13 protein-coding genes are annotated in these 16,871 nt (G+C 34.4%); 3 read left to right on the top strand and 10 right to left on the bottom strand.

The window, feature by feature from the left end; all coding sequences use genetic code 11:
• Window positions 1–132 precede the first annotated feature (132 nt).
• The 5 genes from DMA14_RS04580 to galA form a co-directional block, all read right to left on the bottom strand.
• A complete protein-coding gene (locus DMA14_RS04580) occupies window positions 133–1,116 on the bottom strand; it encodes an aldo/keto reductase (protein WP_111423491.1) in 984 nt (327 codons plus the stop codon).
• A 121-nt stretch (window positions 1,117–1,237) separates the two neighbouring features.
• Window positions 1,238–2,290, bottom strand: coding sequence for an NAD(P)-dependent alcohol dehydrogenase (locus DMA14_RS04575; RefSeq protein WP_111423664.1), 1,053 nt, complete (start codon window positions 2,288–2,290; stop codon window positions 1,238–1,240).
• Window positions 2,291–2,528: 238 nt separating this feature from the next.
• Window positions 2,529–2,927, bottom strand: coding sequence for a cupin domain-containing protein (locus DMA14_RS04570; protein WP_111423489.1), 399 nt, complete (start codon window positions 2,925–2,927; stop codon window positions 2,529–2,531).
• A 310-nt stretch (window positions 2,928–3,237) separates the two neighbouring features.
• Window positions 3,238–4,107, bottom strand: coding sequence for a helix-turn-helix domain-containing protein (locus tag DMA14_RS04565; RefSeq protein WP_111423488.1), 870 nt, complete (start codon window positions 4,105–4,107; stop codon window positions 3,238–3,240).
• 416 nt (window positions 4,108–4,523) lie between these two features.
• Window positions 4,524–7,346, bottom strand: a complete 2,823-nt coding sequence (gene galA, locus DMA14_RS04560; RefSeq protein WP_111423486.1) for a beta-galactosidase GalA — start codon at window positions 7,344–7,346, stop codon at window positions 4,524–4,526.
• A 214-nt stretch (window positions 7,347–7,560) separates the two neighbouring features.
• On the opposite strand from galA, the gene DMA14_RS04555 reads away from it, so the two are divergent.
• Window positions 7,561–7,941 carry a hypothetical protein gene (locus tag DMA14_RS04555; RefSeq protein WP_111423485.1) on the top strand — a complete coding sequence of 127 codons (381 nt, stop codon included), beginning with the start codon at window positions 7,561–7,563 and terminating at the stop codon, window positions 7,939–7,941.
• Between the two features lie 195 nt (window positions 7,942–8,136).
• On the opposite strand, the gene DMA14_RS04550 is transcribed toward DMA14_RS04555, so the two are convergent.
• Complete coding sequence (locus DMA14_RS04550; protein ID WP_111423483.1) at window positions 8,137–8,631, bottom strand: TlpA family protein disulfide reductase; 495 nt, start codon at window positions 8,629–8,631, stop codon at window positions 8,137–8,139.
• A 331-nt stretch (window positions 8,632–8,962) separates the two neighbouring features.
• On the opposite strand from DMA14_RS04550, the gene DMA14_RS04545 reads away from it, so the two are divergent.
• Complete coding sequence (locus tag DMA14_RS04545; RefSeq protein WP_091496855.1) at window positions 8,963–9,265, top strand: ArsR/SmtB family transcription factor; 303 nt, start codon at window positions 8,963–8,965, stop codon at window positions 9,263–9,265.
• Between the two features lie 7 nt (window positions 9,266–9,272).
• Window positions 9,273–10,379 (top strand): NADH:flavin oxidoreductase, encoded by a 1,107-nt coding sequence (locus DMA14_RS04540; RefSeq protein WP_111423481.1) that lies wholly within the window; start codon window positions 9,273–9,275, stop codon window positions 10,377–10,379.
• A 239-nt stretch (window positions 10,380–10,618) separates the two neighbouring features.
• On the opposite strand, the gene DMA14_RS04535 is transcribed toward DMA14_RS04540, so the two are convergent.
• The 4 genes from DMA14_RS04535 to DMA14_RS04520 form a co-directional block, all read right to left on the bottom strand.
• The gene (locus tag DMA14_RS04535; protein ID WP_111423480.1) at window positions 10,619–11,755 is read right to left on the bottom strand and encodes an acyltransferase family protein; all 1,137 of its coding nucleotides are present in this window, start codon (window positions 11,753–11,755) and stop codon (window positions 10,619–10,621) included.
• Between the two features lie 127 nt (window positions 11,756–11,882).
• Window positions 11,883–12,530, bottom strand: a complete 648-nt coding sequence (locus DMA14_RS04530) for a DUF1349 domain-containing protein (protein ID WP_111423663.1) — start codon at window positions 12,528–12,530, stop codon at window positions 11,883–11,885.
• 195 nt (window positions 12,531–12,725) lie between these two features.
• Window positions 12,726–14,942: a glycoside hydrolase family 3 C-terminal domain-containing protein gene (locus DMA14_RS04525; RefSeq protein ID WP_111423478.1), complete on the bottom strand. Its 2,217-nt coding sequence runs from the start codon at window positions 14,940–14,942 to the stop codon at window positions 12,726–12,728.
• A gap of 206 nt (window positions 14,943–15,148) precedes the next feature.
• Window positions 15,149–16,795: a DUF6377 domain-containing protein gene (locus DMA14_RS04520; RefSeq protein WP_111423476.1), complete on the bottom strand. Its 1,647-nt coding sequence runs from the start codon at window positions 16,793–16,795 to the stop codon at window positions 15,149–15,151.
• Between the last annotated feature and the right edge of the window lie 76 nt (window positions 16,796–16,871).

Raw genomic sequence — 16,871 nt, 5'->3', positions numbered from 1 at the left:
ATTAAAAAAAACCTCCAAGAGTTGAATTGCTTGGAGGTTTTTTCTTTTTAGATACAAAGGTTCAGAGAGGCAGAAGCACAAAGTTTTTTTTCTGTGTCCCTTTGAACCTTTGTCCCTTTGCAACTTTTAACCTTATTTCCCAGCTATCTTCTGCAAATGCTCAGGATATCTTGAGCCTTCAATTGTAATTTTTGAAGCTGCTTCGTTGATTTTTTCGAGATCTTGTGCAGAAAGTTCCAAATCTACCGCTCCTAGATTTTCTTCTAAACGATGTAGTTTTGTAGTTCCAGGAATTGGTGCAATCCATTGTTTTTGGGCTAAAATCCAAGAAAGGGCAATTTGAGCATTTGTCGCTCCTTTTTCAGCAGCTATTTTTGTCAATAAATCAACTAAAGCTTGATTTACTTTTCTAGCTTCTGGCATAAAACGAGGCAGTGTATTTCTAAAATCTGTGCTGTCAAACTGCGTATTTTCATCAATTTTAGCGGTTAAAAAACCTCTCCCCAACGGACTAAAAGGCACAAAACCAATTCCTAATTCTTCTAAAACCGGAAAAATTTCTTCTTCTGGAGTTCTCCACCAAAGCGAATATTCGCTTTGCAGTGCCGTAACAGGTTGAACTGCGTGCGCACGACGAATGCTTTCTACGCCCGCTTCTGAAAGTCCAAAATGTTTTATTTTTCCTTCTTGAATTAAATCTTTTATCGTTCCTGCAACGTCTTCCATAGGCACATTCGGGTCTACACGATGCTGATAATACAAATCGATTACATCTGTATTTAATCTTTTCAGTGAACCTTCGATGCTTTTTCTAATCCACTCTGGACGGCTGTCTAATCCTTTTTTAGAATCGCCTTCCAAAAATCCGAATTTCGTTGCAATTACTACTTTATCGCGAAAAGGCGATAATGCCTCTCCTAATAACTCTTCATTCAAAAATGGTCCATAACATTCAGCCGTATCAAAAAAGGTAATTCCTTTTTCATAAGCAGAACGAAGCAGACTTATCATTTCTTTTTTATCATGAGCTGGACCGTATCCAAAACTCATTCCCATGCAGCCAAGTCCCAACGCTGAGACTTCAAGTCCATTATTTCCTAGTTTACGTGTATTCATTTTTTTAAGGTTCTAAGGTTCTGAGATGCTAAGGTTCTAAGTTTTTTTAAGGTACAGAGGCGCTAAGATTTTTCTACTAACTTACAGCCTTAGTATCTTAGCACCTCAGAACCTCAGCATCTTATTTAAGCGACGCCATATCAATCACAAATCGATACTTAATATCTCCTTTTAATAATCTTTCGTAAGCGTCATTTACATCATTTACACCGATTACCTCAACATCGGCAGTGATATTATGTTCTGCACAAAAATCAAGCATTTCTTGAGTTTCAGCGATTCCGCCGATAGCTGAACCAGCAAAGCTTCTTCTTCCTAAAATAAGGCTGAAAGAAGTTACAGGAAGCGGATCCATTGGTGCGCCAACTAGCGTTAAAGTTCCGTCTACTTTTAGTAAATTTAGATACGAATCGATATTGTGTTCAGCAGAAACGCAGTCCAAGATAAAATTCATGCTTTTGGCGTGTTTTGCCATTTGTTCTGGATCTGTAGATAAAATAACCTCATCTGCACCCAAACGCTTTGCATCTTCAACTTTAGATAATGAAGTCGTTAAAACTACAACATGAGCACCCATAGCTTTCGCTAATTTGATTCCCATGTGGCCTAAACCTCCAATTCCTACGATTCCCACTGTTTGGCCAGGACCAACTTTCCAGTGTTTTAATGGAGAATATGTGGTAATTCCTGCGCATAATAATGGTGCAACAGCCGAAAGTTCTAATTTATCTGAAATGTGCAGTACAAAATCTTCATCAACAACAATACTTTGAGAATAACCTCCGAAAGTTTGTCCGCCTAAATGTTTATCAGGAGAATTGAATGTTAAGATGCTTCCTGGATCACAATATTGTTCTAATCCTTCTTTACATTGCTCACATTCTCTGCAAGAATCAACCATACAGCCAACTCCAGCCAAATCTCCGACTTTGAAACCTTTTACATGATCTCCAACTTTTGTTACACGACCTACAATTTCATGTCCCGGAACGATTGGGTAAATAGTGCCATGCCATTCGTTTCTAGCCGAATGCAAATCTGAGTGGCAGATTCCGCAATACAAAATTTCTATTTCAACATCATGCGCCTGTACAGCTCTTCTTTTAATATCTAAGGTTTTTAATGGTGCTTCGGCAGCTTCTGTACCAAAGGCTTTAATGTTTTTTGTTTCCATAATTTTATTGTTGTTTTTAGTTTTTTTGTTTAAAGTTTCAGGTTTCAAGTTGTAGACCGTTGAAAAATTGCAATAGAAGTCCAGCTGATTTATATTGATTTACAAATAGTTATATAAATTTCGATTATTTTTAGCTAATCAAAAAATATAATCTGTTATAAATCAGTAAAATCTGCGTAAAATCTCGAAGCTAAAATCTTAGAATGTTAGAATCTTAGCAACTTAGTACCTTAGAAGTTTAAAAAGAATAATATTCTTCATCGGTAACGCTATTCAGCCAAGTTCCATGACCTTTATCTACCTCAGTAAAAATGGTAATATGAGAATATTTCGTTTTTGGCGTTGCTCCATACCAGTGCTCTATTCCAGGTAAAACCGTGATTACTTTTCCTTTTTCGATAAGATTAATTTGTCCGCCTCTTTCTTGGTAATACCCAACTCCATTGGTTACGATAATCAATTGCAGACTTGCATTAATACGCCAATTACTTCTTGCTCCAGGCTCAAAAGAAACATCTTTAATAACGGTGTTTTCTGGATGAATTTCGCTTGTCTGCTTCTTATATGACACTTCGCCTGTCATATAAGTATTTGGAATTTTACCTTCTTCGGTTACGGCAGTGAATTGTGTCGACATAATTTCGATTTTTTTAGGTTAATAATTAATTTTAAAAATTCTTATAAGCTTATTTGAATGAAATAATCAGTACATCGAATCTCTTATAGAAGGAGATTGTTGATTTTAATTAATACTTTAAAAATTTTATATTTTTTCTACTATCAAAATTTAAAACTAAATGCAAAGCGGAGCATGCTTTTGTGAAGTGTTATTTAGTCATTAAAAAAACTGATACAAAGATTCGTTGTTTATTTCAGGGCAAATGTAGTGCAATACTACAATGCTGAAATAACAATATTCAAACAAAAAATTAAGAAATTGAAACAATTTACATTCGAAGCGATTTTGGAACCGTTCCTGTAAGTCTTTTAAAATAATTATTGAAGTAACTCGGATATTCAAATCCAAGCGAATAACCAATATCAGAAATGCTCCAGTCTGTGTGCTGCAGTAAAGCTTTTGCTTCGTTAACCACTCTTTCTGTAATATGTGCCGTAGTTGGTTTTCCAGTAACTTCTTTTACAGAACGATTTAAGTGATTCACATGCACAGAAAGGCTCTGTGCGTAATCTTGAGGTGTTTTTAAAGCCAACGGCTGATCTTTGGTCTCTATTGGAAATTGCCTTTCAAGCAATTCTAAAAATAAAGAAGTAATTCTCGAAGAAGCATTTTTATGTTTAAAGAAACTCTCTGAAGGCTGCATTTTCATTGATTCATGAATAATCAAATTGACGTAGCTGCGCATCAAATCGTCTTTGAATGCATAATCAGTTTCGTACTCTTGAATCATTTTTTGAAATAATGAATCGATAAACACCTTTTGTTCAGGCGTTAAAGTAAAGATTGGCGTTCCTCCTATTTTAAACAAAGGCGATTCCTGAAGGGTTTCTGATCGGTCTTTAGTTTTAAAAAACTCTTCGGTAAAAACACAAGCATAGCCTTCAAATTTCTCAGAGACCGTTTCCCAAGAATACGGAATAATCGGATTCCCAAAAAACAGAATCGTTCCGTCGGTTTCTATTCCGCGGTCAGCATATTGTATAATGCTTTTACTGGTGTTGATGCAGATTTTATAAAAGTCTCTTCGGCTATAAACGGGAACTTTACTGTAATCTCCATTTATAGGATACACTTTAAATCCCTTCATTTTTAAATCTGAAGTAAAATCGCAATTCTGAGTTTCTGTCTGATTATTCATTTTGCAAAGTTATGAAAATCAAACATTATTCTTTTGTTAATTTTTTGTTTCAGGTTTAAAGTTTCAGGTTTGTTAATTTAACCGCAGAGTTCGCTAAGATTTAGGCAATCCGATAGCTATCGGGAGCAAATTTTTTGTTTTTAGGAAAGAAATAATCTCGCAAAGTCGCTAAGACGCAAAGTTTTTTTTCAATTGCCTCCAGTTTTAACTGGAGGTTTAAAAGAGACAAGCATAGAAAAGGCTTTAGCCAAACCAAGAACTGTTTGGCTAAAGCCCTGATAACATTCCAATCATTTCACATCCAGCTAAAGCTGGACGCAATTCATTTATAACTTTTTTAAAAAGAGACTTTGCGTCTTAGCGACTTTGCGTGCATATTTCTCACAGTTGCATAACTTGAAACCTGAAACTTAAAACTATTTTACAACTAAAGTTCCTGTGCGTAACCCTTTCGCAGAAGCAGATAAAACTACTTCTTTCACATTTTCATCTTTTTGAATGATGATTTGCGCATAACCATTAAAAAGCTTTCTTTTCCAAGGTTCTGCTGGTGTAATTACCTGAATAATTCCTGGATCTGTATTCATGACATCCCAATCTTTTACTTTTTGTAAAGGTGTTGCCGCAATGTGAATCGTGTTTTTCCCTTGTTTTAAAATGGCTGTATCAAAAATATATTTCTGAGAATCTTCAGCGCTTGGTTCGATCTTTTTTCCGTTTACGAAAACTACGGTTTCAACTCCTATTTTTTTGTAGAAGAAACTAACAATCGAAGAACCTGAATTGCTTTTCAAATCAAACTCTCCTTTATAAATGTATGACGGAGCTTGTTTTTTATAATCACGATCTTTAAAAGCTGCTGTCCATTCATTTTCTGAGTAATTCGGTAACTCCTGAGGCAGAGTCGCAGTTACTTCTTTTTGTTCCATAAAATTACTTATAGCAACCAAATCGATGTCATCAATAAACTGATCATTTTCTAACGAAGTAGGATCACCGTTTCCTACTCCTAAAATTTTACCGCCTTTTATAGAAAACGTAATTTCGTCATTTGCCGTTGGAACATGTAAGCCATTTTTATCTGTAGTTTCAACCGTTACAACCGAAACATTAGCTTTTAAAACATTTTCTTTATCTAATGACAATTTGATGTTTTCTGGTTTTCCAGTTGTTTTTTGAATATTAGAAAGTACCTTTTTGCCATTTTTATAACCAACTGCTTCCAAAGTTCCTGGCGTGAAATTTACTTTCCATTCTAAATGACCGTTTTGTTCCATTTTCTTTTTCCCTAAACTCTTTTTGTTAAGGAAAAGTTCTACTTCATCACAGTTTGAATAGGCCCAAACATTTATTTCTTTGCCTTCCATTCCGCTCCAATTCCAATGTGGTAATAAATGTAAAACGGGTTCTTTTCCCCACCATGATTTTAAATAGAAAACATTGTCTTTAGGGAAACCGCAAACATCCATCATCCCGAAATAAGACGTTACAGAAGGCCAACCATAAGGAGTTGGCTCACCGCGATAATCAAAACCTGTCCAAATAAACATTCCTGCCAAATAAGGTCTTTCGGCATAGAATTTCCAACCTTCTTCGATACTATAAAAAGTTGGGCGAGGTTTTTTATCATAAGCACTTTGGTAATGTTTGGCATCATCGGTAAAATAAATACCGCGTGTGGCAAAAGTCGAACCTTCTTCGGTTCCCATTCCTGCCTGATTTTTAAACTGATTTCTATGCGCATCTATATCTCCGTTTCCAAGATAATTATAGCCCATAATTTCTACAACTGAAGAAATTCCGCTTTTAAATCCGCTGCTGATCCCTACGGTAACAGGTCTTGTTGGGTCAATACTTTTAGAAAAATCTTGCATTGTATTGGTGATTCTTTCACCAGTTATTCCACCCTCTATCTGCCATTCCTCATTTCCAACCGACCAGCAAAAAATACTTGGATGATTACGATCACGCTCCATCATTCGCTTCAAATCATTCAAATGGTAATCGTTTATTCCCATTAAACGAGTTTCATCAATAACCAACATTCCAAGTTTATCGCAGGCGTCCAATAATTCGGGCGTTGGCGGATGATGTGAACATCTATAGGCATTGGAACCCATTTCTTTCAGTTTCTTAATTCTATAATATTGAATCTCATCTGGAAGCGCTGTTCCAATTCCCGCATGATCTTGATGATTATTGGTTCCTTTTAATTTCACCGCTTTTCCGTTAAGGAAAAAACCATTTTCTGGATCAAATTTTATCGTTCTGATTCCGAATGAAATTTCATATTTATCAATTGTTTTCCCTTCACTTTTTATTTCGGTAATCAGTTTATACAAATTTGGATTCTCAATATCCCACAAAAGCGGATTTTTGACATTTAATTTTGATGTATAACTATTTGTTTTATAAAATTCTGGAGCAGAAACATTTTCTGTATTAGAAACAATCTGTTTTCTCGATGCATCTAAGATGATTTGACTTACTTCTACATTTCCTTTAAAATATCCTTTGTTTTCCAATTTTACTTCTGCAGTAATGACAGCATTATTATTTTCAATTTCTGAAGTTATATAAGTTCCGTTCTGTGCCACATGAAGCGGATTGGTTTTCTGCAAATAAACATGTCTGTAAATCCCTGCTCCTTCATAAAACCAGCCTTCTTCCATTGAAGCATCAACACGGACTACGATTGTATTTTCGCCTCCATAGTTTACATAAGCCGTTACATCATACTCAAAACCATTATAACCGCTTTCCTCTGTTCCTAAGTAAAATCCGTTAAAAAACACTTTCGAATTTCTAAAAACGCCATCAAATTTTAAAGAAATTGTTCTTCCTAAATCTTCATTCGGAATCGTTATTTTTTTTCTGTACCAACCAATACTCTTCTCTGGGAAATTTTTGCCCGCTGCTTTAAATCCGTGGCTAAAACTTGCGCCTTCGCTAAAAGACTGTTCTACTGCCCAATCGTGTGGTAGATCTAATTTTCTCCAAGCGCGATCATCAAAGCCAGAAGCCGCTGGTCCATCACCGAATCCAGTTTTAGTCAGATAAGAAAAATAACCTTCGGCGTGACCAAAATCTTTTTTTGTATCGTATAAATGCCCAAATGAAAATCGCCACTCTTTATCAATTAAAATGAGTTCTCTTCCTAATCTGTTTTGAGCCAATAAGTGAAATGAACATACAAGAAAAAAGCAGAAAATTGTTTTTTGAGCAAAAGTGGTTTTCATAGGTTTGGTTGTTAGTAAAATCAAATAGCGATAAAAATAAGGCTTTTAGAGAATAAACATTAATAGTATTTTATCAAAATCTGATAACTCATTCATAACAAATGCTTCTAAAATGGGCTTTCAAAATTTAGAATGAATCTAATGGCTTCAGATTCGAAAATGATTTTCTTTTGACGTAATTTTATATTAAAATCATAAAAAAGCAATTACCATTATGAGTACTATTATTAACGAAAATAGACTCCATACCACTTTTAAGAACCTCGATCAGAAGATTAATAAACTTAATGATCAGAAGATTATGGCTTTTTTTGAATCTTTAGGATTGTTAGAAAGAAAAGATGTTCCGAAAGACTTTTTGAATTGGGAAAATATATTAATTGTTGTTCCAAATCGACATGTTTCTCACGAACTGAAATATTATAAATATACGATTTCACGAATTTCATTTTTAACAAATCCTTACGCAGATCATATTCATATTTTTGATCTCAAAGATTGGAAAAGCGCTTCGCAGAACAAAACACAGTTTCAGATTAGAGAAATGCTGAAAACGAGTTTTGGAGGTGTAAAGAAAGTGATTAAAGAGTCTTAGAGAAGAATTAAAAAATTAAAAGCCTAATCTTAATGATTAGGCTTTTAATTTTACATAGTGTTTGTCATTTCGACGAAGGAGAAATCTTCGCAAGTAGCTCCGCAACAAATGTCTAATCTTTGTGGAGTTTCTCGTGGAGATTTCTCCTTCGTCGAAATGACAAACTATACCTTTAAATTAGAAAAATAACGAAAATTACTGAACCTCTAAAAGCTCTTTAATTTTAGCTTCTAAAGCCGGTCCGTGAATGTTTTTTGCTAAAATAATTCCGTTTTTATCAATTAAAAAGTTCAAAGGAACAGATTGTAGCATATAATCTCCGACAACTGGAGACTGCCAGTATTTTAAGTCACTAACGTTTGTCCAAGGTAGTTTTGCTTTTGCGATTGCTCCTGTCCATAATGGCTTTTTGGTATCCATAGAAACTCCATAGATCGATAATTTGTCTGGATAAGCATTGTGCATTTTTATTAGCAATGGCTGTTCTTTAATGCAAGGTCCGCACCAAGAAGCCCAAAAGTCTACCAAAACTAAAGTTCCTCTTAAAGAAGAAAGCGCTACTTTCTCTCCTTTTGTATCCGGAAGATCAATTTCGGGAGCAATATCTCCAACATCTACACCTACAACTTGTGCTTTAGAATTGGTGATTACACAGCATAAAAATGCTAGAATGAGTACAGTTTTTTTCATAATAGATTAAGTTTTATTTGTTTGAGGATTGTTTTAATCTCATAATCAACACAATAGTTTGTCATTTCGACGAAGGAGAAATCTTCGCAAGTAACTCCGCAACGAATGTCTAATCTTTGTCGAGCTTCTCGTGGAGATTTCTCCTTCGTCGAAATGACATAAAATAAGAATAAAACTCTGCGTTTTTCTTTGATTAAAACTAAAACAAATATAATTTTTCTTTAATAAAATCTCTTTGCGTAACAAAAAGTTTCTTCCTCCCCAGTCATAAAATTATCCTAAATATTTTTCTTCAAATCCATATATCGGGAAAAGTCGATATATTTGCACTATGGAAACGATAGAAATTTTTAAAGCATTATCTAACAAGTCCCGACTACAGATGTTGGAATGGCTAAAAGAGCCTGAAATTAACTTTCCTGGCCAACTAGAACATGCTGGATTTGAGCATGGAGTCTGCGTTGGACAGATTCAAGCCAAAGCTGGTTTGACTCAATCCACAGTATCCGAATACTTGTCTATTTTACAGCGCGCTGGTTTTATTGAAGCCAAACGCGTTGGACAATGGACTTATTATAAACGTAACGAAGGTGCCTTTGAAGCACTTAGTAAATTAATTCAATCTAATTTGTAAAATTACTATGAGTACAAACAACCTCTTTTCTGAATTTAACTTAAAATCGTTAAATCTGAAAAACCGAATCGTAATGGCGCCAATGACGCGCTCTTTTTCTCCAAACGGAGTTCCAACTGATGAAGTCGCAGCTTATTACCAAAAAAGAGCTGAAGGCGAAGTGGGTCTAATCTTATCTGAAGGAACTGTTATTGACAGAAAATCTTCTTCTAATGATGCTAATGTTCCTCATTTTTATGGCGATTTAGCTTTAAACGGATGGAAAAAAGTGATTGATGAAGTTCATGCTGCGGGTGGAAAAATGGGACCGCAGATCTGGCATATGGGAATTATGGACAACCACCATTCTGGATGGGTTCCGCCGGTTCCATTTGAAGGTCCGTCTGGATTAAACCGACCTGATTTTAGAAATGGTGTTGCCATGTCTGAAAAAGATATTGAAGATACTATCCTAGCTTTTGGTAAAGCTGCTGCTGATGCTAAAAGATTAGGTTTTGATACTGTAGAAATTCACGGTGCTCACGGTTATTTAATTGACCAATTCTTTAGAGCTGAAACAAATTTACGTGAAGATATCTACGGAGGAAAAACATTACCAGAACGTAATCGTTTTGCAATTGAAGTAATCAAAGAAGTGAGAAAGCAAGTTGGAAACGATTTTGCTGTGATTATGCGTTTTTCTCAATTCAAACCTTCTGATTATAATTATAAATTGGCTAAAAATCCACAAGAATTAGAAGCTTGGCTTACTCCGCTTGTTGATGCTGGTGTTGATATTATTCACGCTTCGCAACGCCGTTTCTGGGAACCAGAATTTGAAGGCTCTGATCTGAACTTCGCAGGATGGGCTAAAAAGGTAACTGGCGCTCCTACTATTACCGTAGGTTCTGTTGGTCTTTCTGGCGATTTCTTTGGTGCATTTGCAGGCGAAAGTTCTCAGCCAACTTCTTTAGAAGAACTAAACAGACGTTTCGATAGAGGCGATTTTGATTTGGTTGCCGTTGGAAGACCTCTTTTATCAGATCCAAATTGGGTGGCTAAAATCAAAGCTGGAAAAACGGATGAATTAAAAGGTTTCAGTAAAGAAGCTTTAGGGCAATTGGTTTTAGAATAAGTTTTTTTTTAAAGGTTCAAAGGGACAAAGATACAAAGCTGCAGAGGTTTTCTCCTAAAACACTTATTCTTTATCTTGTAAATCAAGCAATACACAAATAAGAAAGGGATGAAGTTTTAAACTTCATCCCTTTTTGAAAATCTATAACTAACAAAATTTAGAATTTCAGTTCTTTGATAGACTCTAAGTCTTTATTTTTTCTATTATCTAAAACCTTAGCAGCTTAGTATCTTAGTACCTCAGAACCTTTGCTTTCTCTGAAATTTCTTCATCAGCCATTTTCTAACTGGTTCATCGTATAATTTTAAGCAAACAAAGGCTAGAACGATGCTTACGATTAAAACTCCAATGCCTTCCAGATAGCCATTTTCCATTGTTACTTTATTGTCTACAACCCATGCAGTAAACCAGTAAATTAATGGATAATGTGTAATGTAAATTGGATATGAGATATCTCCTAATAGTTTACAGATTTTTAATGAAAATTCGTTTTTAATTTCTCCTCCTGCTCCAATTGCAACAATAATTGGAAACATTACAATGATGCAGAAAGATTCGTATAAACCATTGATCCAAAGACTATTTTCGTCTCCAAATCTTGGCAATGCCAAAACAATTGTGATTAGGATACTGCAAACCCAGAAAGCATTTTTTACATGGATTAATTTTCCTAAGCGGCATAATAAAACTCCAGCAAAAAACGGATATAATAAACGCGTAAAACCAACATACATTTGTTCTACATTGAAAGACCATCCTCCGATAACATCACCTTTTGGTCCGAAAACTGTATAATGAATTAACAGTCCGGCAAATATCAATACAAAAACTGACATTACTTTATTCGAAAATTTACGGAAGATAACGGCGTACAAGATGTTTGCAATATATTCAAAAAAAAGCGACCATGCCGGACCGTTTAAAGGGTGCATTTCTCCCCAACCTCTAATTTCTAATGAAGGAGGAATTGGCAGCAATGTAAATCCGATTACCATTGTTAGAATAACTTTCCATACTTCCATTCCTGCAATTTGCGGAAAAAGTATATCTGAAGCCTGAAAGTAATAAAAGATGGCGCCAATAATCATTCCTATGATTACCATAGGCTGTAAACGAATTAATCGGCGCTTGTAAAACTCCCATTGTCCCATTTTTACCCAACGATCGTCGTATGCGTAAGCAACAACAAATCCTGACAAAAGGAAAAAGAAATCTACAGCAAGATATCCGTGGTTTATAATTTGTTTAAAACGGTTTCCGCCTGCAAAAGCTTCAAAAATATGAAAAGCAACCACTAAAATAGCTGCAACTCCACGCAGTCCATCAAGAATTTCGTAGTGTTTTTTTGGTTTAATATCAGATGAAATTGAACTCATTTGTGTTTGGTTTAAGTTAAGTTATAATTGTAGATTGTAGATTGTAGATTGCAGATTTTAGATTTTCTGTACTCTTAAAATTCGAAAATTAAGTTTGGAATTTGGAATTTTCAAATTGGAATTTATTCTATTGGTGATTTTTAAGCCATTCTAATCTTCTTTGGTCTGGCAAGTGCTTAACCGAAAAATTTTCAAATTTAGCTTCAAAACCTTTTCCGTCTGGAGAAGCGGCCATTAAACCAACCATCACAGGCGTGTTATCCTGTAAAGGCGCATTTCTGGTCATGATGTAATTTTTATCATCAAAAGAATAAAATATCTCAACAGCATCTAATCGTCGTACGGCTTTTATCCAGATAAAAGGAGGCACTTTTTCTAGAGTTGTCACACTCCAATCACTTTTATCGTGTGTTACAACGGTACTTATATTAAATTTTCCATCAACGAATTCAACTCCTGTTTTAATATAATTCTTTTCGTCGATACGAATCATTAATCCCATTTGGTCAAAACGGGCAATGTAATTTCCTGTCAATTTTACTTTTGCTTCAAATTCGCCACCGTAAGTTGCGTAGTAAAAAGGCGCGTCATCGACTGTAAAACCATAATGCGAAATTCTCCAATAATCGCTATTGGCAGTAACATTCATTATTAAAGCATTGTTTTTAATTTCCCATTTTTCAGGTTCATTAAACCATTGCATTTTATTCAGACTTTGTGCTGAAATATTCTTCGCAAAAAATAAAGTCAATATTGCGAGCGTAATTTTTTTCATATCCATTTTTTTAAAACCCTTAAGATATTAAGAAAATTAAGCTTTTACTTCATGAACTTAGCTCAAAATATAAGACAATAAAGCTATTCTTTATGTTTCTTAATGTCTTAATGGTAAGATTTTAACTAAAAGCAAAGCTGCAAATTTTTACACTTGCAGCTTTACAAACCAACCAATTTTTAGAAATAAAAAAACTTATTTAAGTGAAAAATTCACTTTAGATTTAATATCTGTTGAAGAAGCACCAATTATTGCTTCAAAATCGCCAGGTTCAGCAACCCAGTCGTGTTTTTTATCATCGAAGAAACTTAAAGCCGATTTATCAACTGTAAACGTAACTGTTTTTTCTTCTCCAGCTTTAAGAGCTACTTTCTCAAAACCTTTTAATTCTTTTACTGGACGTGGCAATGAAGATTTTAAATCTGCAATATACAATTGTACCACTTCAGAGCCTTCTCTGTTTCCAGTATTTTTTACATTAACAGAGAATGTTATTTTATCTCCAGCATTCATTTGTTTTTTGTCTGCTGTTACTTTTCCGTAAGCAAAAGTCGTGTAGCTTAAACCGTGACCGAAAGAGAACAATGGTTTGATTTTGTTTTTATCAGTCCAACGGTAACCTACAAAAATTCCTTCATTGTATTTTACCGAATCACCACCTGGGAATTCTCCTAAAGCATGAGCTCCGTTATCAGATAATTTTACTGGGAAAGTGAAAGATAATTTTCCTGACGGATTCACATCTCCAACTAAAACATTTGCTAAAGCATTTCCAGCTTCAGTTCCTAAAAACCATCCTTGAACAATTCCTGGAACTTCTTTAATCCAAGGCATTGCAATTGCATTTCCAGAAATATTTACGAAAACAATGTTTTTGTTTACTTTCGCTAAATCACTGATTAGTTTATCCTGACCATAAGATAAATTCAATTCATTACGATCATGTCCTTCATCATCTTGATTTGGGCTTTTATTCAAACCTCCAATAAAAAGAACAATATCTGCATCTTTAGCCACTTTTAAAGCTTCTGCAGTTAACTCAGCTGGAGAGCGTTTATCTTCTAAACTTACTTTAGCAACAACTCCGTTATAATTACTTGTAGGATCTCCCACATAACCTCTTGCGTAAACAATTTCAGCTTGATTTCCGATTCTTTTCTTCAAACCTTCTAATGGCGTGATTTCATATCTTGCTTTAAGCGAAGAACTTCCTCCACCAACAGTCATCATTTTAATTGCATTTTCTCCAATTACAGCAATCTTTTTAGTTTTAGAAAGATTGATTGGCAGAATGTTGTTGTTGTTTTGCAATAAAACAATTCCTTCTTCAGCAATTTTACGTCCTGCAATAGCGTGCTCTTCTGTTCCAAAAGATCCAAAAGGACGATTTCTATCCATAGTCGTCAAGAAAGACAAACGAAGAATACGACGTACTTTTTCATCTAATTCTTTAGTTCCAACTTCTCCTTTTCTGATCATTTCAGAATATGGTTTTGCTAAATAATAGTTGTCGTAAGCATTACTTGTTCCCCAAGACAAACCATTTGTCCAAGAACCAAATTCCATATCTAAACCATTGTGAATAGCTTGTTTAGTATCGTTAACACCACCCCAGTCAGAAACTACAACTCCTTTGAAACCCCATTCTCCTCGAAGAATATCGTTTAACAAATATTCGTTATGGCAGCATTGCTGTCCTTTGTATTTATTGTAAGCGCCCATAATTGACCAAACATCACCTTCTTGAACTGCAGCTTTAAAAGCAGGAAGATAAATTTCGTACAATGCACGATCGTCAACAATTACATCAACAGAATTGCGTTTGGTTTCCTGATTGTTTAAAGCAAAGTGCTTAACGCAAGCAGCAACTCCATTCGACTGCACTCCTTTAATATAAGGAACAACCATTTTTGAAGCTAAAAACGGATCTTCTCCCATATATTCGAAGTTACGTCCGTTTAATGGACTTCTGTAAATGTTTACGCCCGGCCCTAATAATACGTTTTTGTTGCGGTAACGTGCTTCTTCTCCGATAGATTTACCATATAAAGAAGCCAATTCTTTGTTCCATGTAGATGAAAGTGCTGTAAGCGCAGGGAAAGCAATACAAGAATCATTTGTCCATCCAGCCTGATCCCATTCGTCCCATTTTACCTCAGCACGAATTCCGTGTGGTCCATCGGTCATCCAGTTTTCTGGAATTCCAAGACGTTTTACACCTGGAGAACTAAATTTAGACTGCGCATGAATCATGGCAATTTTCTCTTCGGTAGTCATTCGTTTAAGCGCATCTTCTACACGCTCTTCAATCGGTTTTTTATCGTCTAGATAAACTGGAACTTTGTTCTGGGCATTCATTCCTACAGAACTTAGTAAAAGTAAAACAACAATTGTTTTAACGTTTTTTAACATAACAGTAATTATTAAAGCATTAGTTTATAATAGGGAAAGTCTTCTTGAGAAAAAAACTTTTTTATCATATTGTAAAACTAAAACGTTATCGTACAAGTTACATTTTTGGATAGAAAAAAGTAGTGGATTAAAAAATTAAATTATTGATTTACAGATTTTTAAATTTTAAAAAACAGTAAAAAAAGTAGTAGATTTAAAACGAATATTTATACTTTCAAAGCCTTTGAGCCGATTTTCATGACCATTTCTTCGAAATCATTTCGCGAAACTGCGGCCTTATTTCGAGCTCTTGTGCGATAGTTGTAAATTGTGCTTAAAGAATAACGTAAAAATGCCGCTATTTTAACACTATCAGTAATTCCTAATCTGATTAAAGCAAAAATTCGAAGTTCGGTATTTAGCAACTCATTTTGCTTGAGAACAATCTGCTCTTCTGGAATTAATAAAGCATTGAAATCTTTTACGAATGTTGGATATAAGTTCAAAAAGATAATATCAAAATTCTTGTACAATTCTTCCAACTCATTATCAACCAAAGTAGTTGACTTTAGAATTTTATAAATTTCATCAAATTGCTTTGCCGTTGCTTTTTTGTTTAAAATAATACGGTAATTCTCCAGCTTATTGATATAAGTTGAGCAAAGATTAAAGAAATGCGCAATATATTCTTCTTTAACCAAATTAGATTCAGACAATTGCAGGTTACTTTCTTGAAGCTGACTGTTGGTTTCGGTAATATCTTTGTTTAATTCAGCTAATTTCTGACTCGTTTCGTAAAGTTCTGATCGAATTCTCGAAACCTTTTTCATCTGTATATAAACATAAATAACTGCAACGATCAAAAACAACGAAAGTAGACTGATGCAAAGCAAGTAAATCTGTAATTCGCTTTTTCTTTGCGCTTCACGCTCTAAATATACCGTATTGATGATAGAATAAACTTCTGACATTAAAAGTGTACGAAACTGGACATTGCAATAAAGCGCATCTTCAATAGCCGATTGTGTAAGTTTATAGGCCATATCAACATCTCCGATTTCATAAAAAACCAAAGCCAGTTCCTGTAAAGAAGCATTATCTTTATTGGCGTTTTTAATATCTGAAGTAGCAGAAAGTGCGTAGTATTTTTTTCTGGCTTCCAAATCATGTGTCGCTTCACCAATTTTTCCTAACAAATAAGTAATCATCGCATATTGCGGACTTTCTTCTTTTGTTTTACTCAATAAAGCTAATAACTGTTTTTTAGGATCATTGTATTTTTTATCAATAAAAATATCCTGCTGAATTCTATTAATTTGAAAATCCAATGTATTCGGATTTAGAATACTTAATAATGAATCTCTATATTTTCCTATCTGTTTTCTATATTCAGGACTGTAACTATTAGCTGCATAATGCTCGAAAAACTCACGATACGAAATGTAATAATTTGGAAGTAAGGAAGCAGGAAGGCTTTTTTTATTAATGCTCTTTAAAATGGCTTCAGATTCACGGTATTTTCCAGAAGAGGAATAAAGCGTTACCAATTCCAATTGAGCCAAATTGAAAAGCTCTTTATCTCGAAGTTCTTCTGCAATTTTAAGGTTCTTTTTTACGTATTGAATAGCTGAATCAGAATTTAATTTCTGATATTCAAAGTACAGCGTTTTGTTGTAATTATACTCCTGCTCTTTCGTAAGATTCTCAGATTTAATTTTCTTGAAATTCGCAATTCGTTCTTCTTTAATCTTTACGTAATGCTGTTTATTTTTGATTGCCTCGTTTAATTCTTTTAATATAACATCTGTGCTCTCCGATGCAAAAAGAGGAAAGCTGATAAGAACTATAAAAACGGAAAGAAATAGATTTTTCAAACTGACAAAAAAATAAATAAGATATACAAATATAATAAAGTGTGTATTCTAAAATATTACAAGTAACCTTTTTTAT

The organism is Flavobacterium sharifuzzamanii (assembly GCF_003254585.1).
GTDB classification, from domain to species: Bacteria; Bacteroidota; Bacteroidia; order Flavobacteriales; family Flavobacteriaceae; genus Flavobacterium; species Flavobacterium sharifuzzamanii.
Note: the sequence above shows the minus strand (reverse complement) of the source record. Positions and strands in the feature narration are given on the sequence as shown.